The sequence below is a fragment of the Pseudomonas sp. CH235 genome, from assembly GCF_004368175.1.
GTDB classification, from domain to species: Bacteria; Pseudomonadota; Gammaproteobacteria; order Pseudomonadales; family Pseudomonadaceae; genus Aquipseudomonas; species Aquipseudomonas paraglycinae.
Genome location: NZ_RRZJ01000002.1, coordinates 72,831 through 99,195 on the forward strand (window position 1 = coordinate 72,831; position 26,365 = coordinate 99,195).

Consider the following 26,365-nt stretch of genomic DNA (forward strand, 5'->3'; position numbering starts at 1 on the left):
GACATGCTATCGTGCCCGCCCGTCCTGCCATCCGTTTGCCCCAGCATGCTGCCGACTTCCCGTACCCTGCGTCTGTCGTTGTATACACTGCTGATCATCGCCGGTGCCGCCCTTGCTGCAACGCTTGCGATCCGCCACGCCGAGCGCCAGGCGCTGGAAGAAGACGCCGCGCGGGCCAATCAACAGCTGGCGCTGTACGCCAACTCGCTGCATACCCTGATCGACCGCTATCGCGCCCTGCCCGCCGTGCTGGCGCTGGACCCGCAATTGCGTGCGGCGCTGGCCGGCCCGGTCGACGCCGAACAGCAAGCGGCGCTCAACCTGAAACTGGAAAAGATCAACGGCGCGGCGCAGTCCTCGACGCTGGAACTGCTCGACCACACAGGCCTTGCGGTGGCAGCCAGCAACTGGCGTCTGCCCAGCAGTTACGTCGGTCACAACTACGGCTTTCGCCCCTATTTCAGTCAGACCCGCACCCAGGGCACCGGGCGTTTCTACGCGGTTGGCGTGACCAGCGGGATTCCCGGTTACTTCCTGTCCAGCGCGGTGCTCGGCGACAACGGCGAGTTCCTCGGGGCGATGGTGGTCAAGCTCGAATTCCCCGAACTCGAACGCGAATGGAGCCAAGGCAATGACACCCTGCTGGTCAGCGATGCGCGCGGGATCATCTTCATCGCCAACCAGCCCGGCTGGCGCTATCGCCTGCTGCACCCGCTGAGCCCGGCCGATTACCGCGAGATCAAGGCCACCCGCCAATACGACAAACAGTCGCTGGTACCGCTGACGCATCTGGCGCTGCGCAGCTTCGATGACAACAGTGATCTGCGCCGCGTCGAAGGCCCGCAAGGCACGGCGGATTACCTGTGGGAATCGCTGCCGTTGAGCGCCGAAGGCTGGACCCTGCATCTGCTGCGGCGCCCGCAAATATCTTTCGAGGATCAGCGCAATGCCGGGCTCGCCGCTGCCGGGGTATGGCTGGCGCTGGTGTTCCTGCTGCTGTTCCTCAATCAGCGCTGGCGCCTGGCGAAGATGCGCCAGCGTAGCCGCGAAGAGCTTGAGCAACTGGTCGAGGAACGCACCCGGGATTTGCGCACCGCCCAGGACGGTCTGGTGCAGTCGGCAAAACTGGCGGCATTGGGGCAGATGTCCGCCGCGCTGGCCCACGAAATCAATCAGCCGTTGACCGCCCAGCGCATGCAACTGGCGACCCTGCGTCTGCTGCTCGATCATGGCCGGGTCGATGACGCCTATAAGGCGCTCAAACCGGTGGATGACATGCTCACGCGCATGGCCGCCCTCACCGGCCACCTGAAAACCTTCGCCCGCAAGAGCCCCAGCGGCTTGCGCGAACGGCTGGATCTGGCGACGGTGGTCGATCAGGCCCTGCAATTGCTCGATGCGCGCCTGCGCGATGAGCAGGTCAGTCTGGTGCTGCACCTGACCCGTCCGGCGTGGGTGCGCGGCGATGCGATCCGCCTCGAACAAGTGCTGATCAACCTGCTGCGCAACGCCCTCGATGCGATGCAGGGCAAACCGTGCAAGCGACTGGAAATCCGTCTGGAAGCCGACGAACAACTGTGGTGCCTGAGCGTCATCGACAACGGTGGCGGCATCGCCGAAGAACATCTGGGTCAGGTGTTCGATCCGTTCTTCACCACCAAACCTGTGGGTGACGGGCTGGGTCTGGGGCTGGCGGTTTCCTTTGCCATCGTCCATGAATCCGGCGGGCGCCTGTGCGCCGAGAATGGCGATAATGGCGCAGTGTTCAGCCTGACCTTGCCGATCGATCTGGAGGCGCACATCTGATGCTCAACTCGGTGATGGTGGTCGATGACGAAAGCAGTATTCGCAGTGCCGTCGAACAGTGGCTGAGCCTGTCCGGGTTCGAGGTGCAGCTGTTCAGCCGCGCCGAGGAATGCCTGGCGGCGCTGCCCGCGCATTTTGCCGGGGTGATTGTCAGCGACGTGCGCATGCCCGGGCTCAGCGGTCTTGAACTGCTGGCCGAAGTGCAGCGCCGGGATCCCGACCTGCCGGTGATTCTGCTGACCGGCCACGGCGATGTGCCGATGGCGGTCGAAGCGATGCGCGACGGCGCCTACGATTTTCTGGAAAAACCGTTCAGCCCCGAGACCCTGCTCGGCAGCCTGCGCCGGGCGCTGGACAAGCGTCGCTTGGTGCTGGAAAACCGCGCCCTGCACGAACAGGCCGACAACCGCGCCAGGCTGGATGCGACGTTGCTCGGTGTATCCCGCGGCTTGCAGACCTTGCGCCGACAGGTGCTGGACCTGGCAACGCTGCCGGTCAACGTGCTGATCCGTGGCGAGACCGGCAGCGGCAAGGAACTGGTTGCCCGTTGCCTGCACGACTTCGGCCCGCGCGCCGACAAGCCGTTCGTGGCGCTGAACTGCGCGGCGATCCCCGAGCAGTTGTTCGAAGCCGAGTTGTTCGGGCATGAGAGCGGCGCGTTCACCGGGGCCTCCGGCAAGCGCATCGGCAAGCTGGAATACGCCGATGGCGGCACGCTGTTTCTCGATGAAATCGAAAGCATGCCCTTGGCTCAGCAGGTGAAACTGCTGCGGGTGTTGCAAGAGCAGAAGCTGGAGCGGCTGGGGTCGAACCAGAGCATTCGGGTGGACTTGCGGATCGTCGCGGCGACCAAACCCGACTTGCTGGATGAAGCGCGGGCCGGGCGTTTTCGTGAAGACCTGGCGTATCGCCTGAACGTCGCCGAGCTGCGACTGCCGCCGCTGCGGGATCGTCGGGAGGACATTCCGCTGTTGTTCGAATCCTTCGCCCAGAGCGCCGCCCAGCGCTTGGGCCGCACGTTCCCGCCGCTCAGTGGCGCGCAGTTGAGTCATCTGCTGAGTCATGACTGGCCGGGTAATGTGCGGGAGCTGGCGAACGTCGCCGAGCGGCAGGTGCTGGGGCTGGATGAACCGGTGCAGGGGATTGATCCGGGGCAGTCGCTGGCGGCGCAGCAGGAAGCGTTTGAGGCGCAGTGTTTGCGGGCTGCTTTGACCCGGCACAAGGGGGATGTGAAAGCCGTGCTTGAAGAACTGCAACTGCCGCGTCGTACGTTTAATGAAAAGATGCAGCGGCATGGGTTGAGTCGGGAAATGTTTTTGGTTGATTGAGTTCGGCTGGATATTTTTCGCGTGGCTGAAATCCATCCCCCTCACCCCAGCCCTCTCCCCCAAGGGGGCGAGGGGGAAAGGGAGCCGATTTGCGCTGGTTTTCAAACCTGAGTTCGACTCGATATCTCAGGTCGGTGCACCTCGAATAATCTACTCCGTCAGTCCCCTCTCCCTCCGGGCGGTCCGACGTTTCGGGAGGGCTAGGGTGAGGGGGCTTTTGATTCAAGCCCCCATAAGCGGAAATCCGCTCATTCATTCCGGATCATCGGCAAAATCCCGCTCAACCCATTTCCCCACCCCCTCTAAACCGGCCCTCCCCCCCGTTGGCACAGCTCCTGCTATAGCCCTCGCAGGCTGCGTTTCAACGCGCTCCACAAAAACAATTAAACGAAGGATCCTTCAATGGATAACTCCAACGCCCTGCCTCTTGGGTCGGCTGCCGTGCCGGCCAAAGAACGAACCACCGCCAGTCGCATCAAGTCGATCTTCAGCGGTTCCGTCGGCAACATGGTCGAGTGGTACGACTGGTACGTCTATGCCGCCTTCTCGCTGTACTTCGCCAAAGCCTTCTTCCCCAAAGGCGACACCACCGCCCAACTGCTCAACACCGCCGCGATCTTCGCCGTGGGCTTCCTGATGCGCCCGATCGGTGGCTGGCTGATGGGCCTGTACGCCGACAAGGTCGGACGCAAAAAGGCCCTGATGGCCTCGGTTTACCTGATGTGCTTCGGCTCGCTGATCATCGCCCTGAGCCCGGGTTATGAAACCATCGGTGTCGGCGCGCCGATCCTGCTGGTGTTCGCCCGCCTGCTGCAAGGCCTGTCGGTCGGTGGCGAATACGGCACCTCGGCGACTTATCTGTCGGAGATGGCGACCAAGGATCGTCGCGGCTTCTTCTCCAGCTTCCAGTACGTGACCCTGATTTCCGGCCAGCTCATCGCGCTGGGCGTACTGATCGTGCTGCAACAGTTCCTGACCACCGAAGAGCTGTACGCGTGGGGCTGGCGTATTCCGTTCGCCATCGGCGCGCTGTGCGCAATCGTGGCGCTGTACCTGCGTCGCGGCATGGAAGAAACCGAGTCGTTCACCAAGAAAGAGAAGTCCAAGGAAAGCGCCATGCGCACCTTGCTTCGTCATCCAAAGGAACTGCTCACCGTGGTCGGCCTGACCATGGGCGGTACGCTGGCGTTCTACACCTACACCACCTACATGCAGAAATACCTGGTGAACACCGTCGGCATGAGCATCTCCGACTCCACCACCATTTCCGCAGCGACACTGTTCCTGTTCATGTGCCTGCAACCGATCATCGGCGGCCTGTCCGATAAAATCGGTCGTCGTCCGATCCTGATCGCCTTCGGCGTGCTCGGGACGATCTTCACCGTGCCGATCCTGATGACCCTGCACACCATCCAAACCTGGTGGGGCGCGTTCTTCCTGATCATGGCGGCGCTGATCATCGTCAGCGGCTACACCTCGATCAACGCCGTGGTGAAGGCCGAGCTGTTCCCGACCGAAATCCGCGCCCTGGGCGTCGGCCTGCCGTACGCACTGACCGTGTCGATCTTCGGCGGCACCGCCGAATACATCGCGCTGTGGTTCAAGAGCATCGGCATGGAAACCGGTTACTACTGGTACGTGACCGCGTGCATCGCGGTGTCCCTGCTGGTGTACATCACCATGAAAGACACGCAGAAACACTCGCGTATCGTCACTGACTGATCGCGAAAAAACGCGCGAAGGTGCAAGACCTTCGCGCGTTTCTTTTCTGTCCGATTTCCCGATCAGGACAATTCGGCAACCCCCTGTTTGCTGCCATAGCGCTTCTGCGCATACGACGCCCCGACGATCATCACCAACAGAATCCCCGCCAGCACCGCCGACGAACCGATGGTACCGAAATCCAGCCCACCCTTCTCATGGGACTTGGTCATCAAGTCGCCCAAGGTCGCGCCAAACGGCCGGGTCAGCACGAACGCCACCCAGAACAGCGCCACCGACGAAATCTTCGTGAAGTACTTGAGCAGCACGACCACACCAATCGCCGAGCCGATCAACAGCGCGCCACCGGCAAAGCCCAGGCCGGAGTCGTCCGCCAGGTAATCGCCGAGCGCGGTGCCCAGGGTGTTGGAGAACAGAATCGCCATCCAGTAGAACATCTCGCCGCGAAAGCTCTGCACCTTGGTGACGTTGAGCGAGTCGCCGCTCAGGCGCCAAGCCGCGAAGATCGCCAGCAGGATCGCGATCAGGATCATGGAACCGGTGGCGTAACCCAGTTCCAGCGTGCGGTCCATGAAGTCGGACATGGTGGTGCCGGCGGTGCTGGTCGACAGGATCACGATCCAGTACAGCAACGGCTTGTAAGTCTTGGACATCAACTGCGCGACCAGCGTCAGGACAAACACGCTGATCAGGATCAGCGAGCTGATGGCGTAGCCGACGTTAAGGGTCATCGACAACAAATCCCCCGCGGTTTCCCCCAGGGTCGTCGCGCAGATTTTCATGACCCAGAAGGCCAAGGTGATTTGAGGCAGTTTGTTCATCGCGGGCAACGCTCCAGTGTGTGACGGCCGGTTTTTGGCTTTATGGCCGTGGGCAGACTGGCGTTGCGCGGGTGAAAAACCGGTCGGGAATCCATGAAAAATCTGTCACACACGCAAAAAACGGTGATTAATCACCGGTTAATGCCTCTGCCGCATCCTGCACCTACCTGATCGATTAACTGCGCGACGCTCGCTCCGACGACGAAAGCGAATTGAATGCGCCGCCCTTAATATCAACTTAATCGATTATTTTTAGCATTATTTTGCGCTTTTTAATCAATTTAGTTGGCGTAGCATGAACCCCATGCGAAACACATTGCCAACGAATTTCGAATCTGGAGAACGACCATGAAAACCAAACTGATCCTCGCCCTGACCCTGTCCGTACTGGCCGCCAACACGTTCGCCGCCGACGGTTCGGACAAAACCAAATCCGCCGACTTCATTTCCGGCGCCAGCGCTGCCATCGAAACCAGCCACACCGGCGCCTACGCTGCCGATGGTTTCGATAAAACCAACGTTGGCAAAGCCGTTGCTGCTGATGGTTTCGATAAAACCGGCACTGCCAACGCCATCGCCGCCGACGGCTTTGATAAAACCGGTACCGCCGCTGCCATCAGCTGATTGCCAGAATGCAGACACCAAAGCCCGGCCATTGCCGGGCTTGTTCATTTCCAAAGGTCGGTATTTGATCTTCGCGGATCGGACTTGCACTATTGGTCGCCTATAGAAGCCTTCAGGAACACCCCGCCATGCCCGATGACATCCATTTCTACGAACCGGCCAACGGCCACGGCCTGCCCCACGATCCGTTCAACGCCATCGTCGGCCCGCGTCCCATCGGCTGGATTTCTTCGCAGGATGCCGAGGGCCGGCTGAACCTGGCGCCCTACAGCTTTTTCAACGCATTCAACTACATTCCGCCGATCATCGGGTTCTCCAGCGTCGGTCGCAAAGACAGCCTGAACAACATCGAGCAGACCGGCGAATTCGTCTGGAACCTCGCCACCCGACCGCTGGCCGAGCAGATGAACCAGAGCTGCGCGATGGTCGGGCCGCAGGTCAACGAGTTCGAACTGGCGGGGCTGACGCCGGTGGCGTCGAAGGTGATTGCCGTGCCGCGCGTGGCCGAAAGCCCGGTGTCCTTCGAGTGCAAGGTCACCCAGATCATTCAGTTGCAACGCGCCGACGGCGAGACCGTGCCGAGCTGGCTGGTGCTCGGCGAAGTGGTCGCCGTGCATATCGCCAAGTGGCTGTTGAAGGACGGGATCTACGACACGGCCGCCGCCGAACCAATACTGCGGGGCGGCGGGCCGGCGGACTATTTCCAGCTGGGGCCGGAGGCGTTGTTCAAGATGTGGCGCCCGGGGGCAACGAAGTAAGCGCTTACCAGATCAGCTCGGCGTCGTCGGTGACGCCCTTGAGCTTGTCCAGTTCGTTGATCGCGGCTTCATCGGCCGCAATGGCGCCGGGGAAAACCTGATCGTTCAGCAGTTTGTGAAAGCGCGGTGCGCCGCCGTCGACCAGGGCCTTGACGGCGATTGCCGCGTGATAACCCTTGTTGCCGCCCAACTCGACGGGGACTACAGCGGAAACCGCTTCGAAGTGTTCGAACTCTTTACGTGCCATATCGCAGGTCCTGGCTCAATCGGATAAGCCCGACATTAAACATTCAACCGGCGAGTTTGTGTATCGGCGCAGTGCATTGCCCTACGGCCTGTGCGGCCGAGACTTCCTTGAAGGTGTGGAAATCCAGGCTGTTGACCACCAGGTCCTGCACCAGCTCGGCAAAGATTTCCATCGACGGGCTGCTGAAATACGCGGTCATCGATTGCTGGTTGTTCCAGAAACCGGAGACCAGCCACAACTCCGGATCACATTGCGAATGCTGCAAGGCGAAGCTCAGGCAACCGGGGGCGGCACGGGACGGTTCGATCAGGGCGCTCAGGCGCATGCCGAGTTCCGCCGAGCGTCCGGCGCGCGCTCGAACGAAGGCCATATGACTGACGGGAATCTGCTTGGACATGTTCAACCCTCCCAGGGAGTCGCGTGGCAGCCGGGGACGGGCTGCGACAGGATCCAAGGTTAAGGGCCGGGCACGGCTCGCCGTTAGTCGATTCCTGCCGTCGCGTTGCACAATCCTGCGAGACTGTCGTGCAGACCTGTAACAAGTCGTGAATTGCTGTCACCGTCCTGTCACACCGGTTTCGGGCAACTCTGACGATCTGCGTCCTGCTATGGCTGGACGAGTCAACAAACCCATGCAGGATCAGGCAAGCATTTCGCAGGATGTGTCTACCGCTTGCGCTTGCACAAACTTATGCTCTGCTCCCATTCCATCCCTTGCCGAGGAGGCTGTGCATGACGTCGTTCGATCGTTTTCAGGCGCCGCCCGATGCCGACATGGAAAAGCAGCGCGCGGAACTGGCGGCCATCATTCGCCGCAACACATCCGAAGATGGCAGTTATGCCACTGCCGTCGGCTCGCTGTTCATGTCGCGCCACACCCAGTCCCATGACTTCGCCCCGGTGCTCGCGCAACCGGCGCTGTGCATCATGGCCCAGGGTCGCAAAGAGGTACGGCTGGCGGACGAATTCTTCAATTACGACCCGCTTAATTACCTGGTGGTATCGGTCTCGATGCCGTTGAGTGGTCGGGTGGTGAATGTCTCGCCCGAAGAGCCGATCCTCGCCGTGCGCCTGGACATTGATCCTGCGGAAATCACCGCGCTGATCGCCGATGCCGGCCCGATGGGCGTGCCGACCCGTCCGACCGGACGCGGTTTGTATGTGGAGAAGATCGACAGCGCCATGCTCGATGCGGTGCTGCGTCTGGCCCGCCTGCTCGACGCGCCGAAAGACATCGCCATGCTCGCGCCGCTGATCCGCCGGGAGATTCTCTATCGCCTGCTGCGCAGTCCGCAGGGCCATCGGCTGTACGAAATCGCCATCGCCAACAGCCAGAGCCACCGCATCAGCCAGGCGATCAAATGGCTCAACGGCAACTTCGAACAGCCGCTGCGCATCGATGATCTGGCGAAGGAAGTGAACCTCAGCGTCTCGACCCTGCATCACCGTTTCAAGGCGATGACGGCGATGAGTCCGTTGCAGTATCAGAAGCAGCTGCGCCTGCAGGAGGCGCGGCGTTTGATGCTGGCTGAAGGGCTGGAAGCGTCGGCGGCGGGGTATCGGGTGGGGTATGAAAGTCCGTCGCAGTTCAGTCGCGAGTACAGCCGGTTGTTTGGCGCGCCGCCGTTGCGGGATCTGGCGCGCCTGCGATTGAGTGTCTGATCAGGCGCCGAGCACCCGACACGCCTCACTCGGCAACGTCACCGACACCGGATGCCCGATCCCCAGACCGAAGCCCTGACACGGCGTACTCAGCGCCGTAAACGTCACGCCGGAACACTCCACCGTAGTCTCGATGGTCGCGCCGATGTCGCGCACAAACGTCACCTTGCCCAGCAGGCGATTGCCCGCCGTGGCCTGGGGCGCCGACAGTTGCAGGTCTTCGGGACGAATCAGCATCTTCACTTTCTGCCCGACTACGATGCTGCTGCAGATCGGCACTTGCAGGGCATCGCCGCCCGGCAGCACGACCTTGCCATCGCCCAGTGCGGTGGCCGGGAAAATATTCCCCGAGCCGATAAAGTCCGCGACGAATTCGTTGGCCGGGTGCCGATAGATTTCAATCGGCGTCCCCACCTGCTGCACCCGATGCTCACCGAGGACCACCACAATGTCTGCCATGGTCATGGCTTCACGCTGATCGTGGGTCACCATGATGGTGGTGATGTTCAGGCGTTGTTGCAGCTGACGGATTTCCACCTGCATCGACTCGCGCAACTTGGCGTCCAGCGCCGACAGCGGTTCGTCGAGCAGAAGGATTTTCGGATGCGAGGCAATCGCCCGGGCAATCGCCACTCGCTGACGCTGGCCACCGGACAGTTTCGCCACCGGACGATCAATCATCGGTTGCAACTGGATCAGCTCCAGCAACTCCACCACCCGCGCCTGTTGATCAGCCTTGCTCACACCGCGCAGTTTCAGCGGATAGGCGATGTTCTCGCCCACGGTCATGTGCGGGAACAGCGCCAGCGACTGAAACACCATGCCGAAGTTGCGCAGATGCGCCGGGGTGTGGCCGATGTCCTCGCCGTCCAGGCGGATCTCGCCGCCGGTGAGGGTTTCCAGCCCGGCGATCATGCGCAGCAACGTGGTCTTGCCGCAGCCCGACGGGCCGAGGAAGCACACCAGTTTGCCCTCGGGCAAATGCAGGTTGACGTCTTTTACCGCGCAGGCCGAGCCGTAGTGTTTCTCGACGTTTTCCAGAATCAGACCAGACATAAATCACCTCAAGAAATCAGAACGAAACGCCGCCCTCACCGACCAGCTTCTCCAGCGCCCAGATCAGGACGAAGTCGATCAGCACGATCAGCACGGCAAACGAGAACACGGTTGGGTCGAGCGAAGACACGGTGCGGCTGTACATCCAGATCGGCACGGTCATGACGTCGATGGTGTAGAGGAAATAGGTCACGGTGAATTCGTTGAACGAGACGATGAACGCCAGCAGCATCCCCGCCAGAATCCCCGATTTCATCAACGGCACCACCACATCGACGATGGCCCGCAACGGCGAAGCGCCGAGCATCTGCGCCGCCTCTTCGACTTCGCTGCCGATGGAAAGCATGGCCGCCGTGCAGTTCTTCACCACGAAAGGCAGCGCCAGAATCACGTGGGCGATCACCAGCCGCGAGGTGGTCATGTGGAACGGCAGGCTGTCGAACACCAGCAGCAACGCCAGCCCCAGCACCACCATCGGGAACACCAGCGGCAGCGACATCAGCTGCAGCGCCACACCCTTGCCACGGAACTCGCAACGGGTCAGCGCGTAGGCCGCCGGCACCGCGATCAGCGTGGCGAAAATCATCGTCAGGCATGACACCAGCAAACTGGTGCCCATGGCCTGGCCGAGGCTCAGCACATCGCTGGCATCGGGCGAAACGAAGGTGTGCCACGCCGCTTTGTACCACTGCAGGCTGTAGCTGCTCGGCGGGAAGTCGAGGTTCGACGCGCCGCTGAACGACATCACGATCATGGTCAGGATCGGCAACACGGCCAGGAACAAAATGATCCCGGAAAGAATGCCGGCGAACTTGCCGGTATCGCCCGGCAACAGCGACTGACGCTTCTTGATCAGGGCACTCATTGCGAAGCCTCCAGCAGACGGCGACGGCGGCCGGTGATGTATTCGGACAAGGTCATGATGGCGAGCGTGGTGACGATCAGCACCACACCGGCGGCGGATGCGGCGGGCCAGTTCATCAGCGGGGCGATCTGGTCATGCACCATCACCGCGAGCATCGGCACGCGCCGACCGCCGAGCAAAAGCGGCACCACGAAGCTGCTGGCGTTGTAGGCGAACACCAGGGTCGCGCCGGTGATGATCCCCGGCAGACTCATCGGCAACACCACCTGACGGAACACTTGAAAGCGGCTGGCACCGAGGGTCGCGGCGGCTTCTTCATAGCTGCGAGCAACACCGCGCATGGCGCTGGCAATCGGCAGCACAGCCAGCGGGAACGCGGTCTGCACCAGGCCCATCAACACGCCGTTCTGGTTGTACAGCAACATGATCGGACGCTTGATCAGACCGAGGCCCATCAGGGTCTGGTTGAGCATGCCGCCAGGGCCGAGGATCACCAGCCAGCCATAGCTTTGCAGCAGCAGGTTGACCAGCAGCGGCAGCAGCACCGCCGCCAGAAAAATCCGTCGCACGAATGGCGAAGTCAGGCGCGACATGGTGTACGCCACCGGGATCGCCAGCACCACGGCGATCACCGCGCTGATCAGCGCCAGACGCAAGGTCAGCAGCAACGATTTGAGGTAGTAGGGTTCGAGCAACTGGGCGTAACTGGTCAGGCTGAAACCGGACCACTCCGCACCCTTGGTACCGACACTCATGCGCAGCACCAGCAGGCTGGCGGCAATCAGCACGCCGAGAAACAGCATCGACGGCGTGAGGAAAAACCACGCCCGCGCGGTCGGCGAAACACCGCGCGCCGGGCGCGCGTCACCCGCGCCGACCGGTTGGGTCAGGGATTGATGTTCCATAGCAATGATCTCGTCAATGGAAAAACAACTGACAGACACTGCCTTCAAATCCACCGAGAAATCTGTGGGAGCGAGCTTGCTCGCGATAGCAATCTGTCAGTCGACACTGTCGGTGAATGTCAGTCCGCAATCGCGAGCAAGCTCGCTCCCACAGGTACTTCGGTGTTTGAAGAACCTGCGTCCATCACTCGATCAGGAAGAAAAGATTTCCGTGTAGCGACGAATCCACTGGTCATGCACGGTCGCCAGGAAGGCGTTGTCGTGCATGATCGCCTTCTCCGCGATCTGCTCCGGCGTGAGGATGAACGGGCTCTTGCGCGCTTCGGCGGAGATGATCGCCTTGGCATTGACCGGGCCGTTGAAGATGTCTTCGGCCATCTTGCCCTGCACCAGCGGATCGAGAGAGTGGTCGATGAAGGCGTAAGCCAGGTCGGTGTCGCCCGGACGGTTCTTCGGCATCACCGAAAGCATCAGGTCGGTGTAGAAACCTTCCTTCATGCCGAACGTGGCGCCGAGGCCATAGTTCGGGTCGCGGATCTGCTTGGGGAAAAACGCCGGGGCATACAGGCCGCCCATGTCCAGGGAACCGGTGCGGAACAGCTCGGCGATCTGGTTGGGGTTTTCGCCCAGGGTCACCACGCGGTCTTTCAGCTCCGCGAGTTTCTTGAAGCCCGGTTCGATGTTGTGCTCGTCACCACCGGCCAGTTTGGCGGCGATGATGATCAGGTCCATCGCCTCGGTCCAGTTCGGCGGCGGCAGGAAAATGTTCGGTGCCAGATCGGCGTCCCACAGTGCGGCGTAACTGTCCGGCGCGGTGGTCTGGGTGCGAGTGCTGTAGACCAGACTGTTGCACCACAGCAGGTAGCCGATGCCGTGACCGTTGGCCCCGGTGCGGTATTTTTCCGGGACGTCCACCAGATTGGGAATGCGGTTGAGATCGGGTTTTTCCAGCAGTCCGGCAGCGGCCAGACCTTCGGCACCAACGCCAGCCAGGGTGATGATGTCGTACTGCGGACGGTCACCGCCGGCCTTGAGTTTGGCGACCATTTCCGAGGTGCTGCCGGTGCGGTCGGCAATCACTTTGGCGCCGGTCTTGGCTTCGAACGTTGCAGCGATATTGCGCAGCGCAGCCAGGCCCGTGTCATCGGACCAGGTCAACAGGCGCAGGGTCTTGCCGGCAAAACGGGTGTCGCTGGCACTGGCCCGGATGAAGGGCATGCTCATGGCCGCCGCAGCCACCGAGGCCACGCCGACGGTTTTGATGAATTGACGCCTGTTCAGATCGTGCTCGCCCATTTAGGACTCCCATTTTTTTTGTAAGTATGAGACTGATCGCAACCCTTGCATCTGCCTGACCGGAATTGCTCAAGCGCCCGGTTTCAAAGGGCTTGAGCGTGGTCTGCGGGTTCATCCTGAGGTCGTGCAAAACACCTGACTATCGATAAAAACTCATTGGAGCCATGACGCCGGCGCATGCCTCGTTGCGAGGCATGCGCTGACCTTTTTCGGGCATTCAGAGCGCGCGGATCACGTGCTTTATTTCCTGAAATGCCGCCAGGCCCCATGGCCCCAATTCGCGGCCGATGCTGCTCTGTTTGTAGCCGCCCCACGCCGTCTGCGGGAAGATCACCTGCGGCGCGTTGAGCCACACCAGCCCCGCCTGCAAGGCGTTGGCGACCCGATCCGCGGTCTCGGCATTGCGCGTGACGACGCTGGCGACCAGCCCGAACTGACTGTCGTTGGCCAGGGCAATCGCCTCCGCTTCCGAAGCGAAACTGCGCACGCAGATCACCGGCCCGAAAATCTCTTCACACCACAGCGCACTGTCGAGGGGCACTTCGGTGAAGATCGTCGGCTGCAAGAAATATCCGCGCGGCAGATCGGCGGGACGATTGCCACCACAGATCAGCTTGGCCCCGGCACTCAGACCACGGTCGATATGACCGAGCACACGCTGGTACTGCGCCTGATTGACCAGTGCGCCCATCTCGACTTCAGGATCGAACGGATCGGCCACCCGGATTTTTTCCGCGCGGGCCTTCAGACGAATCAGGAATTCATCGGCAATTTCATCGGCCACCAGCACTCGGCTGGTGGCCGAACACATCTGCCCGGCGTTGAAGAAACCGCCACCGCAGGCCAGTTCCACCGCCAGATCAAGGTCGGCATCTTCCAGAATCAGCAGCGAGGATTTGCCGCCCAGTTCCAGGCTCACGCCCTTCACGGTTTCAGCGGCGCGCTGCATCACCTGCACACCCACGGCGTTACTGCCGGTGAAGGAAATCTTGGCGATGCGCGGGTCCGCCGACAGCGGCGCGCCGACTGCCAGACCGGTGCCGCACACCAGGTTGAACACGCCTTTTGGCAGACCGGATTCGGCAATGATGGTCGCCAGTTCCAGCTCCGGCAGCGGTGTGACTTCCGACGGTTTGAGCACCACGCAGCAACCGGCGGCGAGAGCTGGCGCGAGTTTCCATGCGGTGGTGACCATCGGGAAATTCCACGGCACGATAAGCCCGACAACACCGCACGGCTCGCGGCGCAGACGTGCGCTGAAATCGTCGCTGGGCAGCGGAACGTCGCTGTCGAGTCTGGCGTCGAGGCCTTCGGCGAGTTCGGCGTAGTACTCGAAGGTGGCGATCACGTCGTCGACATCAATACCCGCTTCGAACTGCGGTTTGCCGTTGTTGCTCGACTGCAACTTCATCAGATGTTCGCGACCGTTGCGCACGCCATTTGCGATGTTGCGCAGGATCGCGCCGCGCTCGGCACCGGTGGTTTTCGACCAGCCCTTGAAGGCTTCGGTCGCCGCCGCTACCGCTTGGTTGACGGCGCTTTCGTCACCGCCATTGACCGTGGTCAGCAGCGCTTCGGTGGCCGGGTTGATCACGCGCAGGTGTTCGCGGCCGGCGGACCATTGGCCGTTGATGTACAGGCCGTCGAGTGTGGTCGGGAAATTCATCATTGGGCCACCGCCTTCATCCATTGGGTCTGGTCGATTTCGATCAGGGTCGGGCCCTGACGATCGGTGGCGGCGCGCAGTGCACCGCGCAGGTGTTCGGCCGAGCTGATCGCTTCTGCTGCGCAACCCAGTGCCTTGGCCACACCGATGAAATCCGGGGTATAGATATCCACGCCCACCGGCTCGATGGCGCGGTTGACCATGTATTTCTTGATCTCTTCGTAACCCTGGTTATTCCACAGCAGGATGATTACCGGGGTGCGCGCTTCGACGGCGCTGGCCAGTTCCGGCAGGGTGAATTGCAGACCGCCGTCGCCGATCAGGCACACCACCGGCGGACGTGCGCCGTGTTCGAGGTTGCCACCGAGCCACGCGCCGATCGCCGCCGGCAAGGCGTAACCGAGGGTGCCGTAACCGGTGGACGAGTTGAACCAGCGGCGCGGGCGCTCCGGGTTGAACGTCAGGTTGCCGGTGTACACCGGTTGCGTGGAGTCACCGACGAACACTGCGCTCGGCAATTCGTGCAGCACGGTTTCGAGGAAACGGGTCTGGGCCAGCGTCGGGGCATCCCAGGTCGCGGCCAGGTCTTCACGCAGACGCGCGGCGCGTACCTGACCCCAATCGTTGCGGCGCTCGGCCAGCGGTTTGTGCGACAGCGCGCTCAGCAATGCTTGCGCAGCGTTGCGCGAGTCGGCCACCAGCGCCACGTGAGGCGGGTAATTGCGCACGGTCTGGTCGGGATCGATATCGACGCGCAGCAACTTGCCGGGGATTTCGAAACCACCGGCGAAGGTGACGTCGTAGTCGGTTTCCGCCAGTTCGGTGCCGATCGCCAGCACCACGTCGGCCTCGGCCACCAGAGCGCGAGTCGCCACCAGGCTCTGGGTCGATCCGATCAGCAGAGGATGGCTGGATGGCAGCATGCCTTTGGCGTTGATGGTCAGGGCCACCGGTGCGTCGAGCAACTCAGCCAGTTCGGTGAGTTCGACAGCCGCATCGATGGCGCCGCCGCCGGCGAGGATCAGCGGACGCTGGGCGCCGGCCAGCAGTTCAGTCATGCGGCTCACGGCGGCCGGCGCAGCACCGGCGCGGTCGATGTTGACCGGCACGCTGGTCAGCAGTTCGTCGGCTTCTTCGACCAGCACGTCCAGCGGAATTTCGATGTGCACCGGACGCGGACGCCCGGCCTGGAACAGCGCAAACGCACGGGCCAGTACGCCCGGCAATTCGGACGCCGACATCAGGGTGTGGGAGAACGCCGCCACGCCGCCGACCAATGCGCTCTGGTTCGGCAGTTCATGCAGCTTGCCGCGACCGCCGCCCAGTTGGCTGCGCGACTGCACGCTGGAGATCACCAGCATCGGGATCGAATCGGCGTACGCCTGGCCCATGGCGGTGGTGATGTTGGTCATGCCTGGACCTGTGATGATGAAGCACACACCCGGTTTGCCGCTGGTGCGGGCATAACCGTCGGCCATGAAGCCGGCGCCCTGCTCGTGGCGCGGGGTGACGTGGTTGATGCTCGAACGGGCCAGCCCGCGATACAGCTCCACGGTATGCACCCCGGGAATGCCGAACACCTGCTCGACCCCATAATCTTCGAGTAACTTGACCAGTACTTCGCCACACGTCGCCATGTCTTTGCCCTTCTTGTTCGTTGAGGCACCGGGCTTTAAAGGAACCGGTGATTGGCCTCATTGAAACGGGCGACCCGTAGCCGCAACAATCGATAAAAGCTCATACTAGCCATGTCCTCACGTCATACCTTGGATCCACATGAAACGACTGCCTCCCCTGCCCGCCCTGCACACGTTTCTGATTACCGCGCAGTGCTGCAACTTCACCCGGGCCGCCGAGCAGTTGCACATCACCCAGGGTGCGGTGAGCCGGCAGATCGCCGGGCTTGAGGAACATCTGGGTTATGAGCTGTTCATTCGCCTGGCCCGGGGCCTGGAGCTGACGGCCGAAGGTCGCGAATGGCTGCCACGGGTGCAGCAGGTGTTCAGCCTGATCGGCGATTCGGTGGAGCAGATCGGCGCCAAACGCGAAACCCTGCAACTCAAGGCCCCGAGCTGCGTGATGCGCTGGTTGCTGCCACGGCTGTTGCAATGGCAGCGCGAGCGCCCGGACGTGCCGGTGAAACTCACGGCGTCGTTGCAACACGGGGTGGACTTTCATCGCGAGCAATTCGACGCGGCGGTGATCTACGGCACCGCGCCCCACGACTCACCCGCGACCCTGCATCTGTTCGATGAGCAACTGACGCCGGTCTGCTCGCCGACACTGCTCAACGGTGGGCCGGCCCTGCTCACACCGGCAGATCTGCAACAGCATCTGCTGCTGCACCCGACTCACACGGATGACGACTGGACACTCTGGCTCGAAGCCGCCGAACTGCACTTGAGCAATATCGCCAGCGGTCAGCATTTCGAAACGCTGGATCAGGCGATGTCGATGGCGTCCCACGGGACGGGGGTGGCGATCGGCGACTGGTCACTGATCGGCGACGACTTGAACGCCGGGCGACTGGTGATGCCGTTCGATCTGAAGGTGAAGACGGGATTGGGCTATTACATCGTCGCGCCGGCGTCGGAGCCTTCGGCGAAATTGCAGGAGTTGATGGGGTGGTTGGTTGAGCAGGCTCATACGCGGTGAGGCCTTGCCCTCACCCTAACCCTCTCCCGGAGGGAGAGGGAACTGACCGAGGTGTCTTACGTAATACATCGACCTGAAAAATCTGGGCGATTATGGATTCAATACATCCCGTTCAAGTCGGCGTAATTTTCAAGCATCCCACGATCGGCTCCCTCTCCCTCCGGGAGAGGGCTGGGGTGAGGGGCTTTTCAGTACTTAATAACCGACAGTAAACCGCTGACGCGAATGCTTCGGCGTTTCCACTTCGTCGATCAACGCAATCGCATAGTCGGCAAAGCTGATCGAGCTCTGACCTTCAGCACTCACCAGTAAGTCATCCTTGCCGACGCGGAACTTGCCGGTGCGCTCGCCTTCGAAGAACAGCGCCGACGGCGACAGGAACGTCCAGTCCAGTTCCTTTTCCTGACGCAAGGCATCAAGGAACGCCGCACCGGCGCTGGCCTCAGCCTTGTACTCGGCCGGGAAACCGGCGCTGTCGATCACGCGGGTGCCGTCCGGCAGCAACAGCGAACCGGCACCGCCCACAACCAGCAGACGTTTCACCCCGGCCTGTTTCACCGGGCCGATCAGCGCGCTGGCCGGCACCGTGGCGAAATGCGCTGCGCTGATCACCACATCGTGACCGGCGACGGCGTCCTGCAACGCGGCGGCGTCCAGCACGTCGACATTCTTGCTGAGCACACCGGCGCGGGCGCCGATCTTCGAGGTATCACGGGCGATGGCGGTGACGCTATGGCCGCGACGCAGGGCTTCTTCCAGCAGTTGGCTGCCGGCACGGCCGGTGGCACCAATGATTGCGATCTTGCTCATGACATTCTCCAGTTGGCTTGAGAGTGCTGCGTTTTTCAGAATCGGGTTACCACTGCATTTCGCCCTTGGCGACTTTGGCGCTCAGCTCCAGCGAGCTTTCTTCGCCCAGTGTCGGGTAGCGTTTTTTCATCGCGGCGATCAGCGCGGCAGAGTCCTTGGCCTTGGCGGTTTCGGCATCGAACGCCTTGATGTAGTCGGCGGTGAATTTCACGGCCGCCAGCGAACGGGCGCTGTCACCCAGATAGTGACCGGGCACCACGGTTTTCGGTTTCAGGGTTTCGATCGAGTGCAGGGTTTCCAGCCAGTCGGCGTGGGATTGCGCAGTCTGGGTGTCGGCCATCCACACGTGGATGTTCTCGGCGACAACCACACCGCCGACCACGGCTTTCAGCGACGGAATCCACACGAAGCTGCGATCCGGCTGCTTGCCTTCCAGACCAACCACCTGCAATTTCTGACCTTCGAGCATCAGGCTGTCGCCCTTGAGCACGCCCGGCACGATGGTTTTGGCCGGCACGTCGGCGCCCATTTTCGGGCCCCAGAAGGCGAGTTTGCCGTCGACGGTTTTCTTGATGTGATCAACGGTGGGTTGCGAAGCCAGCACCTTGGCATCCGGAAAGGCTTTGGTCAGGGTGTCGAGACCGAAGTAGTAATCCGGGTCACCGTGGCTGATGTAGATGGTGGTCAGTTGCTTGCCGCTGGCGCGGATCTTTTCCACCACTTGCTCAGCCTGGGATTTGCCGAACTGCGCGTCCACCAGAATCGCGTCCTTCTCGCCGCTGACCAGCACCGAGGTCACCGGGAAGATCGCATGGGTGCCCGGGTTGTAGACATCGAGGGTCAGGTTCGCAGCCGCTGCGTGGGCAGCAAAGCCGAGGGTGGCGGTGGCCAGTAAAACGCGCTTGAGGGTGGTGAAGCCGATCATGGGTTGCTCCGCTGTTCGAATGCCGTGCTTGGCGATGGGGACAGAGCTTAGTTGCCAGACTCGTTACAAAAAATGCGATGCTTGAACATAGTTTGTTTCTGAAAGCGGGCAAATCATGGATCGTCTCCAAGCAATGCGGGTGTTTGTCACGGTGGTGGATCTGGGCAGCCAGTCGGCGGCGGCCGATCACCTGGACCTGTCACGGCCGGTGGTGTCGCGCTATCTGGCGGAACTGGAAGACTGGGTCGGCGCGCGCCTGATGCACCGCACCACGCGCAAGTTGAGCCTGACCGCCGCCGGCAACGAGATCCTGCCGCGCTGCCGGCAAATGCTGGAGCTGTCCGGCGACATGCAGGCCGCCGTCAGCGAACCTGCCGATGCGCCACGGGGTTTGCTGCGGATCAGCGTCAGTACCTCGTTCGGCCAGGCGCAACTGGCCGATGCCATGGCGGCGTTCGTCAAAGCATATCCGGGGGTGAACATCGACCTGCAAATGCTCGATCGCACCGTGAACCTGGTGGACGAGCGCATCGACCTGGCGATCCGCACCAGCAACGATCTCGATCCCAACCTGATCGCCCGGCGACTGACGGTCTGCCGTTCGGTGGTCTGCGCGGCGCCCGCCTATCTGCAGGAGCATCCGCAGCCGCAGCGCGTAGAAGATCTGAGTCGGCACAACTGCCTGACCCATTCCTATTTCGGCAAGAGCCTGTGGCATTTCGAGGAAGATGGCGAACCGGTTTCGGTGCCGGTGCAGGGCAACATCAGCGCCAACGAGGCCAGCACCCTGCTGCGCGCGACTCTGGCCGGCGCCGGGGTCGCGATGCTGCCGACCTATCAGGCCGGGGTGCATGTGCACAGCGGTGAACTGGTTCGCCTGCTGCCCCACGCCGAGCCTCGGCAGATGAACATCTACGCCGTCTATGCCTCGCGCAAGCACATGCCGGCGGCGCTGCGCTGCATGCTGGATTTTCTGGTGCAGCGTTTTCCCGAAAACCCGCAGTGGGATCAGCTTTAAGCTGCAAGCTGCAAGCTGCAAGCGGAGAGCTCCAAGCGGAGAGCGGAGAGCCTGCGTCAATCTTGAAGCTTCAATCTTGAAGCTCGAAGCTTGCAGCTGCTCCCCTCTGGCCTATGCTGAAAGTAGTACCCAAGGGTATTCGTTCAGAGGTCAACGCCATGAACACCAGAACAAGAAGATACCTCGCGATTTTCATCACCTGCGCGGCCACGCTGGCGCTGTACGGCACCGCGGCGTGGCGCGTGGAGCAGTTGCGGCAACTGCCCCGTGAGTACGCGAGCTGCAACTTCGAGCGCTGCATCCCTCACAACGCCACCCTCAACGCCCTGCGCTGATACACGGTTCAGGCGTCGTCGTTCTGCTCGGCCTTCAAGCGGTCGCGGAACGCTTTTGGCGAGATCCCCACCCGGCGCCGGAACAGGCGCGTGAAGTTGGTCGGATCGGAAAACCCCAACACCTCGGACATCTCGTAAATGGTCATGCTGGTGTAAGTCAGCAGACGCTTGGCTTCCAGCAATTGACGCTCGTGCATGATCTGCAACGCCGGCTGCCCCGCCAGTTCACGGCAGGTGCCGTTGAGGTGCGAGACGGAAATCCCCAGACGATGGGCCAAGTCTTCGACCTTGACGTGCTGGCGGTAGGTTTCTTCCACCAGCTGAATGAACCCGTTGAGGTATTCGCGCTGACGCTGCGGACGTTGCGTGGCGTTGTGACGGTGAATCGCCTGACGGCTGACCCAGACCATGATCACACTGACCAGCGAATGCATGAGCATTTCCCGCGCCGGTTGATGGCCGTTGTACTCGGCCTGCAACGCGGCGAACAGACTGTTGAGGTACTCCGCGTCCTTGCCCGCCGGATAACTTTCGGCCTGGGCCAGGGCCTGCACCGCGCTGCCCAGTTGCGCCTGCAAATGGTTGATCAACGGTGTGGCGAGGGTGACGACAAATCCTTCGACGTCCTCGGAAAAACGGAATCCATGCACCGATAACGGCGGCAGGATCTGGATCGCGGCTTCGTTCAGTTGCGTGCGTTGGCCTTCGATTTCAAGCTCTGCCTGACCTTTGAATACGAAGAGCAACTGGCACAAATCGGCGTGGCGGTGGGGTTTGATTTCCCATTGGTGTTCGCGGCTGCGTTTGGAAATGGTTTCACAGTGCAGCAAGTCAGGGGTCGGCCAGTCCAGGCTTTCACCGTAGAGCTTGAACACCGGAATCGAAGGCAGGTCAGGCTTGTTCATCACTTCAATCCAGGCCTCGAGGTTTGCGGGCGATAATCGCACCGATTGGCAGAATGTACAGGTATCGGCTCAGTTTTCACCTTCAATTGACAGACCCGCAAGGGAAAAATGCAAGCACTCGAATCCTGAAAATCATTCACCGGCCGTTGTCGCGTGAAGCTTGCGAGTCATAAAAACAATGAAAACGCTGAAAACCCAAGTCGCCATCATCGGCGCCGGTCCGTCCGGATTATTGCTCGGCCAACTGCTGCACAACGCCGGCATCGACACTCTGATTCTGGAGCGCCAGACACCTGACTATGTGCTCGGCCGAATCCGCGCCGGCGTGCTTGAACAAGGCATGGTAGAGCTGTTGCGCGAGGCTGGCGTAGGTCAGCGGATGGACGCCGAAGGTCTGGTGCACGGTGGTTTCGAACTGGCCCTCGACGGGCGCCGGATCCACATCGACCTGCAAGCCCTGACCGGTGGAAAAACCGTGATGGTCTATGGCCAGACCGAGGTCACCCGCGACCTGATGGCCGCTCGTCGGGAGACCGGTGGGCAGACAATCTATGAAGCCAGCCATGTCGTTCCCTGTGGCATGAAAAGCGACGAAGCCTATGTCACCTTCGAAAAGGACGGCGAAACTTGGCGTGTCGATTGCGATTACATCGCCGGTTGCGACGGTTTCCACGGCGTGGCCCGGCAGTCGATTCCCGAGGACTGCCTGAAAGTCTTCGAACGGGTGTATCCGTTCGGCTGGCTGGGGATTCTCGCCGACACACCACCGATTCATGATGAACTGGTCTACGCCCGCCACGAGCGCGGCTTCGCCCTGTGCAGCATGCGCTCGGCGACCCGCACCCGTTATTACCTGCAAGTGCCGGCCGAGGAAAACGTTGACGACTGGTCGGATCAGCGTTTCTGGGACGAGCTGCGCAATCGTCTGCCGGAGGATCTGGCGCAGAAACTGGTGACCGGTCCGTCGATTGAAAAGAGCATCGCGCCGCTGCGCAGTTTTGTGGTCGAGCCGATGCAATACGGGCGGATGTTTCTGGTCGGGGATGCGGCGCACATCGTTCCGCCGACCGGTGCCAAGGGCTTGAATCTGGCGGCCAGTGATGTCAGCACGCTGTTCAGGATTCTGCTGAAGGTTTACCGCGAAGGTCGCACTGACTTGCTGGAGAAATACTCGCAGATCTGCCTGCGCCGGGTGTGGAAAGCCGAGCGGTTTTCCTGGTGGATGACTTCGATGCTGCACCGCTTCGACGAGCATGATGATTTCAGCCAGCGGATCTGCGCTTCGGAACTGGACTACTTTGTCAGCTCGGAGGCCGGTCAAAAAACCATTGCAGAAAATTACGTCGGGCTTCCTTATGAGGCTATCGAATAGCCTGCTACCGACTTACACTGGCGAGCACTCACCCGCTCGCCGTGGCACTGCGGGTCAATCACTGCCCGCAGGTTCGCCCGTGACCAATCTCAACCATCCCGAAACGCCCAAACCGGCCATTCGCAGCGTGCTGGTCGCGCTGATGATGGCGATCTTTCTCGGTGCGCTGGACCAGACCATCGTCGCCGTTTCCATGCCGGCCATCTCCGCCCAGTTCAAGGACGTCAGCCTGCTGGCCTGGGTGATTTCCGGCTACATGGTGGCGATGACCGTCGCGGTGCCGATCTACGGCAAGCTCGGTGACCTGTACGGGCGGCGCAAACTGATGCTGTTCGGCATGGGCCTGTTCACCCTCGCCTCGCTGTTCTGCGGCATGGCCCAGAGCATGGAGCAACTGGTGCTGGCGCGGATTTTCCAGGGCATCGGTGCCGGCGGGATGATTTCGGTGAGCCAGGCGATCATCGGCGATATCGTGCCGCCTCGGGAGCGCGGGCGCTATCAGGGCTATTTCAGCAGCATGTATGCGGTGGCCAGCGTCGCCGGTCCGGTGCTCGGCGGTTACATGACCGAGTACCTGTCGTGGCGCTGGGTGTTCCTGATCAACCTGCCGCTGGGCCTTGGCGCTTACTGGGTGGCGCGACGCAACCTGATCGGCCTGCCGATTCCCCAACGCAAACCAATCATCGATTACCTCGGCACGCTGCTGATGATCATCGGCCTGACGGCGCTGTTGCTGGCGATCACTCAGGTCGGCCAGGGCCATGCGTGGCGCAGCAGCGAAGTGCTCGGGCTGTTCGCTTGTGCGGTGGCGGTGCTTGCGGTGTTCGTCTGGCATGAGCGGCGCGCCCGGGAGCCGTTGCTGCCGATGCACCTGTTCACCAACCGCAGCGCCCTGCTGTGCTGGTGCACGATTTTCTTTTGCAGCTTCCAGGCGATTTCCCTGATCGTGCTGATGCCGCTGCGCTTTCAGAGCGTGACCGGCGCCGGGGCCGACAGCGCTGCGCTGCACTTGCTGCCGCTGGCGATGGGTTTGCCGATCGGCGCGTATTTCGCCGGACGTCGCACCTCGATCACCGGGCGCTACAAACCGCAGATTCTGACCGGTGCGCTGCTGATGCCGATCTCGATCCTTGGCATGGCCTTCAGCCCGCCTGATGCGACGCTGCTCAGCAGCCTGTTCATGCTGCTCAGCGGGATCGCCGGTGGCATGCAGTTCCCGACTTCGCTGGTGGGTACGCAGAACTCGGTCGAGCAAAAGGACATCGGCGTCGCCACCAGCACCACCAACCTCTTCCGCTCTTTGGGCGGCGCGGTGGGTGTGGCGTTGATGTCGGCACTGTTGCTGGCATTGTTGCAGGACTCCAGTTTCGCCCACCTGACCGGCAGCTCGCTGATGAGTGAAGGGCATTCCGGCAACGTGCTGCTCGATGGCCTGAACGCGGCGCCCGGCGATGCGCAGAATGCCTTGCGCGCTGAGCTGCTGGTGACGTTCCGGCATTTGCTGATGGTCAGTGCGGCGGTGTCTCTGCTCGGGCTGGCGGCGGCGATTGCGATGCCCAACCGGTTGCTGCGGGGCCGTGAGCACGGCGCCCGCTGACTGTAGAACACCGTATGACCTGTGGGAGCGAGCTTGCTCGCGATTGCGGTTGATCAGTCGACATTTGCGTCACTGCTACATTGCTATCGCGAGCAAGCTCGCTCCCACAGGGGAAGTGCATTCAAGCACTGTAATAACCGACCGCCACCAGGAAATTCCCGACCTTCTTCAGGTAGGCATGTTTGTTCTCGACCTTGCCGGTCACCGGATTTTTCCAGCGGTATTCATACTCGCCCTCATCCTGTTTGCCGATCAACGACAGAATCGGCTCGCCCACCGGTTTGCCTTCCGGGTCGTCGACCTTGGCGAAATCGGTGTTGATCAGCCGCAGGTTGGTGCCGTGGGCGACGTAGCGGTGGTTGTTGAGATTGACCACGAACACATACAGGTCGTCCTGCAGGTAACCGCCCTTGAGCGAGTTGATCGCGGACAGCGTGCCCTTCTCGTCCTTGGTCAAATCGCTGGCCGCTTTGTCGAGCAACGCTTTTGCCTGCTCCGCCGACGCCCGCGGCAAGTAATAACCCACCGCCAGAATCCGCTGACCGATGCGTTGATAGTAAACGTGCTTGCGCTCGACCTTGCCGTCGGACCAGTTCTGCCAGCGGTATTCGGCCTGCTGGATGCCGTTGCCTTCCGGCACTTTCAAGGCGTCCTTGAAGGACTTCTGCAAGTCCGGCCCGAGGACTTCGCTGACGTCGCGACCGATCAATGCCGACGAAGGCCCGCCGCTGGCGAGCATCACGCCCTTGGTGTCGACCACGAACACGTAACGGTCCTTGTCGACGAATTCGCCCTGGCGGCTGAACGCCGCGAACGCCTTGTCGCCGTTGTCGTGGTAATAGGCCAGCGCCTTTTCCAGCAAGGCGATGGCGGCCTTGCTGTCGTCTTTTTCCGTGGTGGCCGCATTGGCCTGACCGAAACTCAACAACAGCACCGCGCCGAGCCAGGCCAGCTTGTGCACAAACCCCATGACGCATCCCTCGTTCTTGTTGGTGTTTCAAGAGCGTAGACGGCCTGAAGGCATGTATGGATATTCAGAAAGCTTCTGAATGTTGCTGTGGCGAGGGCGTTCGCGCCCTCGCCACACAAGAGGCTTACGGACGGGCGTTGAGTTGCTGTTGCAGGTTCTGGATCTGCGCTTGCAGGGTGTTGATGTTGCGGGTCATCTGCGCTCGGAACGCATCGAACTCGGCGGTGTTGGTGCCGCCCTGCGCAGCGGCCGGACGGTTGTCCTGCTCGCTCTTGAGGATGACGATTTCCTGCTCCAGACGATCGATCGCCGGGTTCGACCCACCTTGTTTTTTCAAAGCCGTAATGTCGGCACCGAGGCTCTTGAACTGCGCATCGAATCCCTTCACCTGTGCATCAAAGCTCTTGAGCTGAGCATCGAGCTTGCTGGTGTCGGCCGGGGTGCTTTTCAGCGTGGCCAGTTCGGCGCTCAGGGCTTTGACCTGGGCCTGCAACTGAGTGTTGGCGTTCTGTTGTTCAGTGGTCTGGGCGGTCATCTGCGCCAGCCGCTTGTCCAGATCCGTCGCCTGCCCGGCCACGCCCTGCTGCTGTTTGCTCTGATCCTGAAGCGCGCTTTGCAGCTGTTTGATCTGCTGTTTCAGGGCTTCGCTGTCGGTGGTGACATTGGTCTGGCTGGCCACGACTTTGCCGGAAATGTCCTGCAGGCGCCCCGCCGCTTCCTCACTGATGCGCGCGAAACTTTCCTGGGTCGCCACCAGTTGCTGCTCCATCAGCGAGATCTGCTGGAAGCTCCACCAGGCAAGACCAATGAAGGCGAAGAACAATGCGCCGACCAGTGCCCACAACGGCCCGGTGCTGGCGCCCTTGACCTTGACCACCGGCGGCGTGCGCGAATGCACGGTGGTGCGGGCGGTGACCGGAAAATCGTCGTCATCGAGGGTGTCGGCGCGCAGGCTCGGTACATCGTCGAAATCGTCGTGGGCATCGTTACGCATGGACATTGAGGCAACCTTTGTGAAACGC

At 61.6% G+C, this 26,365-nt stretch carries 25 protein-coding genes; 11 read left to right on the forward strand and 14 right to left on the reverse strand.

Annotation, left to right across the window (positions count from 1 at the left end):
• Window positions 1–45: 45 nt before the first annotated feature.
• The 3 genes from EIY71_RS02530 (at window position 46) to EIY71_RS02540 (ending at window position 4,856) form a co-directional block, all read left to right on the forward strand.
• Window positions 46–1,806, forward strand: a complete 1,761-nt coding sequence (locus tag EIY71_RS02530; protein WP_129973153.1) for an ATP-binding protein — start codon at window positions 46–48, stop codon at window positions 1,804–1,806.
• Window positions 1,806–3,134, forward strand: coding sequence for a sigma-54 dependent transcriptional regulator (locus EIY71_RS02535; RefSeq protein WP_134020373.1), 1,329 nt, complete (start codon window positions 1,806–1,808; stop codon window positions 3,132–3,134). The genes EIY71_RS02530 and EIY71_RS02535 overlap by 1 nt, the downstream gene beginning before the upstream one ends.
• A 402-nt stretch (window positions 3,135–3,536) precedes the next feature.
• Window positions 3,537–4,856: an MFS transporter gene (locus tag EIY71_RS02540; protein WP_011335686.1), complete on the forward strand. Its 1,320-nt coding sequence runs from the start codon at window positions 3,537–3,539 to the stop codon at window positions 4,854–4,856.
• Between the two features lie 62 nt (window positions 4,857–4,918).
• Here the strand turns inward: EIY71_RS02540 and EIY71_RS02545 are convergent, their stop codons facing one another.
• The gene (locus tag EIY71_RS02545; protein WP_085745240.1) at window positions 4,919–5,677 is read right to left on the reverse strand and encodes a hypothetical protein; all 759 of its coding nucleotides are present in this window, start codon (window positions 5,675–5,677) and stop codon (window positions 4,919–4,921) included.
• 348 nt (window positions 5,678–6,025) lie between these two features.
• Between EIY71_RS02545 and EIY71_RS02550 the strand changes: the two genes are divergently transcribed.
• Together EIY71_RS02550 and EIY71_RS02555 are read left to right on the forward strand one after the other, a co-directional pair.
• Window positions 6,026–6,301, forward strand: a complete 276-nt coding sequence (locus EIY71_RS02550) for a hypothetical protein (RefSeq protein WP_039765925.1) — start codon at window positions 6,026–6,028, stop codon at window positions 6,299–6,301.
• Window positions 6,302–6,429: 128 nt separating this feature from the next.
• Window positions 6,430–7,059, forward strand: coding sequence for a flavin reductase family protein (locus tag EIY71_RS02555; RefSeq protein ID WP_085606680.1), 630 nt, complete (start codon window positions 6,430–6,432; stop codon window positions 7,057–7,059).
• Between the two features lie 4 nt (window positions 7,060–7,063).
• On the opposite strand, the gene EIY71_RS02560 is transcribed toward EIY71_RS02555, so the two are convergent.
• On the reverse strand, window positions 7,064–7,306 hold the full coding sequence (locus EIY71_RS02560) for a hypothetical protein (RefSeq protein ID WP_007960172.1): 243 nt from the start codon (window positions 7,304–7,306) through the stop codon (window positions 7,064–7,066).
• A 43-nt stretch (window positions 7,307–7,349) separates the two neighbouring features.
• Window positions 7,350–7,703: a putative quinol monooxygenase gene (locus tag EIY71_RS02565; RefSeq protein WP_102687225.1), complete on the reverse strand. Its 354-nt coding sequence runs from the start codon at window positions 7,701–7,703 to the stop codon at window positions 7,350–7,352.
• A gap of 335 nt (window positions 7,704–8,038) precedes the next feature.
• On the opposite strand from EIY71_RS02565, the gene EIY71_RS02570 reads away from it, so the two are divergent.
• Entirely contained in the window at window positions 8,039–8,968 is a 930-nt protein-coding gene (locus EIY71_RS02570) for an AraC family transcriptional regulator (protein ID WP_039765922.1), read from the forward strand.
• Here EIY71_RS02570 and EIY71_RS02575 read toward each other — a convergent pair whose 3' ends face one another.
• The 6 genes from EIY71_RS02575 to EIY71_RS02605 all read right to left on the reverse strand — a co-directional run bounded on the left by EIY71_RS02575 (window position 8,969) and on the right by EIY71_RS02605 (window position 16,393).
• A complete protein-coding gene (locus tag EIY71_RS02575) occupies window positions 8,969–10,024 on the reverse strand; it encodes an ABC transporter ATP-binding protein (protein WP_007960168.1) in 1,056 nt (351 codons plus the stop codon).
• Window positions 10,025–10,040: 16 nt separating this feature from the next.
• A complete protein-coding gene (locus EIY71_RS02580) occupies window positions 10,041–10,889 on the reverse strand; it encodes an ABC transporter permease (RefSeq protein WP_007960165.1) in 849 nt (282 codons plus the stop codon).
• Window positions 10,886–11,794, reverse strand: coding sequence for an ABC transporter permease (locus EIY71_RS02585; protein WP_102718053.1), 909 nt, complete (start codon window positions 11,792–11,794; stop codon window positions 10,886–10,888). The genes EIY71_RS02580 and EIY71_RS02585 overlap by 4 nt, the downstream gene beginning before the upstream one ends.
• 192 nt (window positions 11,795–11,986) lie before the next feature.
• Window positions 11,987–13,090 (reverse strand): extracellular solute-binding protein, encoded by a 1,104-nt coding sequence (locus EIY71_RS02595; RefSeq protein ID WP_064599076.1) that lies wholly within the window; start codon window positions 13,088–13,090, stop codon window positions 11,987–11,989.
• A gap of 217 nt (window positions 13,091–13,307) precedes the next feature.
• Window positions 13,308–14,756: an aldehyde dehydrogenase family protein gene (locus EIY71_RS02600; RefSeq protein ID WP_178083779.1), complete on the reverse strand. Its 1,449-nt coding sequence runs from the start codon at window positions 14,754–14,756 to the stop codon at window positions 13,308–13,310.
• Complete coding sequence (locus tag EIY71_RS02605; protein WP_129973308.1) at window positions 14,756–16,393, reverse strand: 5-guanidino-2-oxopentanoate decarboxylase; 1,638 nt, start codon at window positions 16,391–16,393, stop codon at window positions 14,756–14,758. The genes EIY71_RS02600 and EIY71_RS02605 overlap by 1 nt, the downstream gene beginning before the upstream one ends.
• Window positions 16,394–16,532: 139 nt before the next feature.
• On the opposite strand from EIY71_RS02605, the gene EIY71_RS02610 reads away from it, so the two are divergent.
• Complete coding sequence (locus EIY71_RS02610) at window positions 16,533–17,411, forward strand: LysR substrate-binding domain-containing protein (protein WP_102718055.1); 879 nt, start codon at window positions 16,533–16,535, stop codon at window positions 17,409–17,411.
• A 195-nt stretch (window positions 17,412–17,606) separates the two neighbouring features.
• On the opposite strand, the gene EIY71_RS02615 is transcribed toward EIY71_RS02610, so the two are convergent.
• Window positions 17,607–18,221, reverse strand: a complete 615-nt coding sequence (locus tag EIY71_RS02615) for an NAD(P)-dependent oxidoreductase (protein ID WP_102718056.1) — start codon at window positions 18,219–18,221, stop codon at window positions 17,607–17,609.
• 46 nt (window positions 18,222–18,267) lie between these two features.
• Window positions 18,268–19,146 carry an MBL fold metallo-hydrolase gene (locus EIY71_RS02620; RefSeq protein WP_134020382.1) on the reverse strand — a complete coding sequence of 293 codons (879 nt, stop codon included), beginning with the start codon at window positions 19,144–19,146 and terminating at the stop codon, window positions 18,268–18,270.
• A gap of 115 nt (window positions 19,147–19,261) precedes the next feature.
• Here EIY71_RS02620 and EIY71_RS02625 point away from each other — a divergent pair, with 115 nt between their 5' ends.
• Together EIY71_RS02625 and EIY71_RS28525 are read left to right on the forward strand one after the other, a co-directional pair.
• Complete coding sequence (locus tag EIY71_RS02625) at window positions 19,262–20,164, forward strand: LysR family transcriptional regulator (protein WP_218568795.1); 903 nt, start codon at window positions 19,262–19,264, stop codon at window positions 20,162–20,164.
• Window positions 20,165–20,322: 158 nt separating this feature from the next.
• Complete coding sequence (locus tag EIY71_RS28525; RefSeq protein WP_007953274.1) at window positions 20,323–20,499, forward strand: hypothetical protein; 177 nt, start codon at window positions 20,323–20,325, stop codon at window positions 20,497–20,499.
• 8 nt (window positions 20,500–20,507) lie between these two features.
• On the opposite strand, the gene EIY71_RS02630 is transcribed toward EIY71_RS28525, so the two are convergent.
• Window positions 20,508–21,404 carry a helix-turn-helix domain-containing protein gene (locus EIY71_RS02630; protein ID WP_007953272.1) on the reverse strand — a complete coding sequence of 299 codons (897 nt, stop codon included), beginning with the start codon at window positions 21,402–21,404 and terminating at the stop codon, window positions 20,508–20,510.
• 178 nt (window positions 21,405–21,582) lie between these two features.
• Here EIY71_RS02630 and pobA point away from each other — a divergent pair, with 178 nt between their 5' ends.
• Entirely contained in the window at window positions 21,583–22,776 is a 1,194-nt protein-coding gene (gene pobA, locus EIY71_RS02635; protein ID WP_134020385.1) for a 4-hydroxybenzoate 3-monooxygenase, read from the forward strand.
• 79 nt (window positions 22,777–22,855) lie between these two features.
• Window positions 22,856–24,373: an MDR family MFS transporter gene (locus EIY71_RS02640; protein ID WP_102718060.1), complete on the forward strand. Its 1,518-nt coding sequence runs from the start codon at window positions 22,856–22,858 to the stop codon at window positions 24,371–24,373.
• 121 nt (window positions 24,374–24,494) lie between these two features.
• Here EIY71_RS02640 and EIY71_RS02645 read toward each other — a convergent pair whose 3' ends face one another.
• Both EIY71_RS02645 and EIY71_RS02650 read right to left on the reverse strand, forming a co-directional pair.
• Window positions 24,495–25,343: a cache domain-containing protein gene (locus tag EIY71_RS02645; RefSeq protein ID WP_085745253.1), complete on the reverse strand. Its 849-nt coding sequence runs from the start codon at window positions 25,341–25,343 to the stop codon at window positions 24,495–24,497.
• 124 nt (window positions 25,344–25,467) lie between these two features.
• Window positions 25,468–26,343 carry an ATPase gene (locus tag EIY71_RS02650; RefSeq protein ID WP_129973301.1) on the reverse strand — a complete coding sequence of 292 codons (876 nt, stop codon included), beginning with the start codon at window positions 26,341–26,343 and terminating at the stop codon, window positions 25,468–25,470.
• Window positions 26,344–26,365 lie beyond the last annotated feature (22 nt).

What these genes read in the sequence shown, in the direction of transcription:
- EIY71_RS02530 (WP_129973153.1), top strand. Translation starts at nt 46, where the DNA reads ATGCTGCCGACTTCCCGTACCCTGCGTCTGTCGTTGTATACACTGCTG.
- EIY71_RS02535 (WP_134020373.1), top strand. Translation starts at nt 1,806, where the DNA reads ATGCTCAACTCGGTGATGGTGGTCGATGACGAAAGCAGTATTCGCAGT.
- EIY71_RS02540 (WP_011335686.1), top strand. Translation starts at nt 3,537, where the DNA reads ATGGATAACTCCAACGCCCTGCCTCTTGGGTCGGCTGCCGTGCCGGCC.
- EIY71_RS02545 (WP_085745240.1), bottom strand. Translation starts at nt 5,677, where the DNA reads ATGAACAAACTGCCTCAAATCACCTTGGCCTTCTGGGTCATGAAAATC.
- EIY71_RS02550 (WP_039765925.1), top strand. Translation starts at nt 6,026, where the DNA reads ATGAAAACCAAACTGATCCTCGCCCTGACCCTGTCCGTACTGGCCGCC.
- EIY71_RS02555 (WP_085606680.1), top strand. Translation starts at nt 6,430, where the DNA reads ATGCCCGATGACATCCATTTCTACGAACCGGCCAACGGCCACGGCCTG.
- EIY71_RS02560 (WP_007960172.1), bottom strand. Translation starts at nt 7,306, where the DNA reads ATGGCACGTAAAGAGTTCGAACACTTCGAAGCGGTTTCCGCTGTAGTC.
- EIY71_RS02565 (WP_102687225.1), bottom strand. Translation starts at nt 7,703, where the DNA reads ATGTCCAAGCAGATTCCCGTCAGTCATATGGCCTTCGTTCGAGCGCGC.
- EIY71_RS02570 (WP_039765922.1), top strand. Translation starts at nt 8,039, where the DNA reads ATGACGTCGTTCGATCGTTTTCAGGCGCCGCCCGATGCCGACATGGAA.
- EIY71_RS02575 (WP_007960168.1), bottom strand. Translation starts at nt 10,024, where the DNA reads ATGTCTGGTCTGATTCTGGAAAACGTCGAGAAACACTACGGCTCGGCC.
- EIY71_RS02580 (WP_007960165.1), bottom strand. Translation starts at nt 10,889, where the DNA reads ATGAGTGCCCTGATCAAGAAGCGTCAGTCGCTGTTGCCGGGCGATACC.
- EIY71_RS02585 (WP_102718053.1), bottom strand. Translation starts at nt 11,794, where the DNA reads ATGGAACATCAATCCCTGACCCAACCGGTCGGCGCGGGTGACGCGCGC.
- EIY71_RS02595 (WP_064599076.1), bottom strand. Translation starts at nt 13,090, where the DNA reads ATGGGCGAGCACGATCTGAACAGGCGTCAATTCATCAAAACCGTCGGC.
- EIY71_RS02600 (WP_178083779.1), bottom strand. Translation starts at nt 14,756, where the DNA reads ATGAATTTCCCGACCACACTCGACGGCCTGTACATCAACGGCCAATGG.
- EIY71_RS02605 (WP_129973308.1), bottom strand. Translation starts at nt 16,393, where the DNA reads ATGGCGACGTGTGGCGAAGTACTGGTCAAGTTACTCGAAGATTATGGG.
- EIY71_RS02610 (WP_102718055.1), top strand. Translation starts at nt 16,533, where the DNA reads ATGAAACGACTGCCTCCCCTGCCCGCCCTGCACACGTTTCTGATTACC.
- EIY71_RS02615 (WP_102718056.1), bottom strand. Translation starts at nt 18,221, where the DNA reads ATGAGCAAGATCGCAATCATTGGTGCCACCGGCCGTGCCGGCAGCCAA.
- EIY71_RS02620 (WP_134020382.1), bottom strand. Translation starts at nt 19,146, where the DNA reads ATGATCGGCTTCACCACCCTCAAGCGCGTTTTACTGGCCACCGCCACC.
- EIY71_RS02625 (WP_218568795.1), top strand. Translation starts at nt 19,262, where the DNA reads ATGGATCGTCTCCAAGCAATGCGGGTGTTTGTCACGGTGGTGGATCTG.
- EIY71_RS28525 (WP_007953274.1), top strand. Translation starts at nt 20,323, where the DNA reads ATGAACACCAGAACAAGAAGATACCTCGCGATTTTCATCACCTGCGCG.
- EIY71_RS02630 (WP_007953272.1), bottom strand. Translation starts at nt 21,404, where the DNA reads ATGAACAAGCCTGACCTGCCTTCGATTCCGGTGTTCAAGCTCTACGGT.
- pobA (WP_134020385.1), top strand. Translation starts at nt 21,583, where the DNA reads ATGAAAACGCTGAAAACCCAAGTCGCCATCATCGGCGCCGGTCCGTCC.
- EIY71_RS02645 (WP_085745253.1), bottom strand. Translation starts at nt 25,343, where the DNA reads ATGGGGTTTGTGCACAAGCTGGCCTGGCTCGGCGCGGTGCTGTTGTTG.
- EIY71_RS02650 (WP_129973301.1), bottom strand. Translation starts at nt 26,343, where the DNA reads ATGTCCATGCGTAACGATGCCCACGACGATTTCGACGATGTACCGAGC.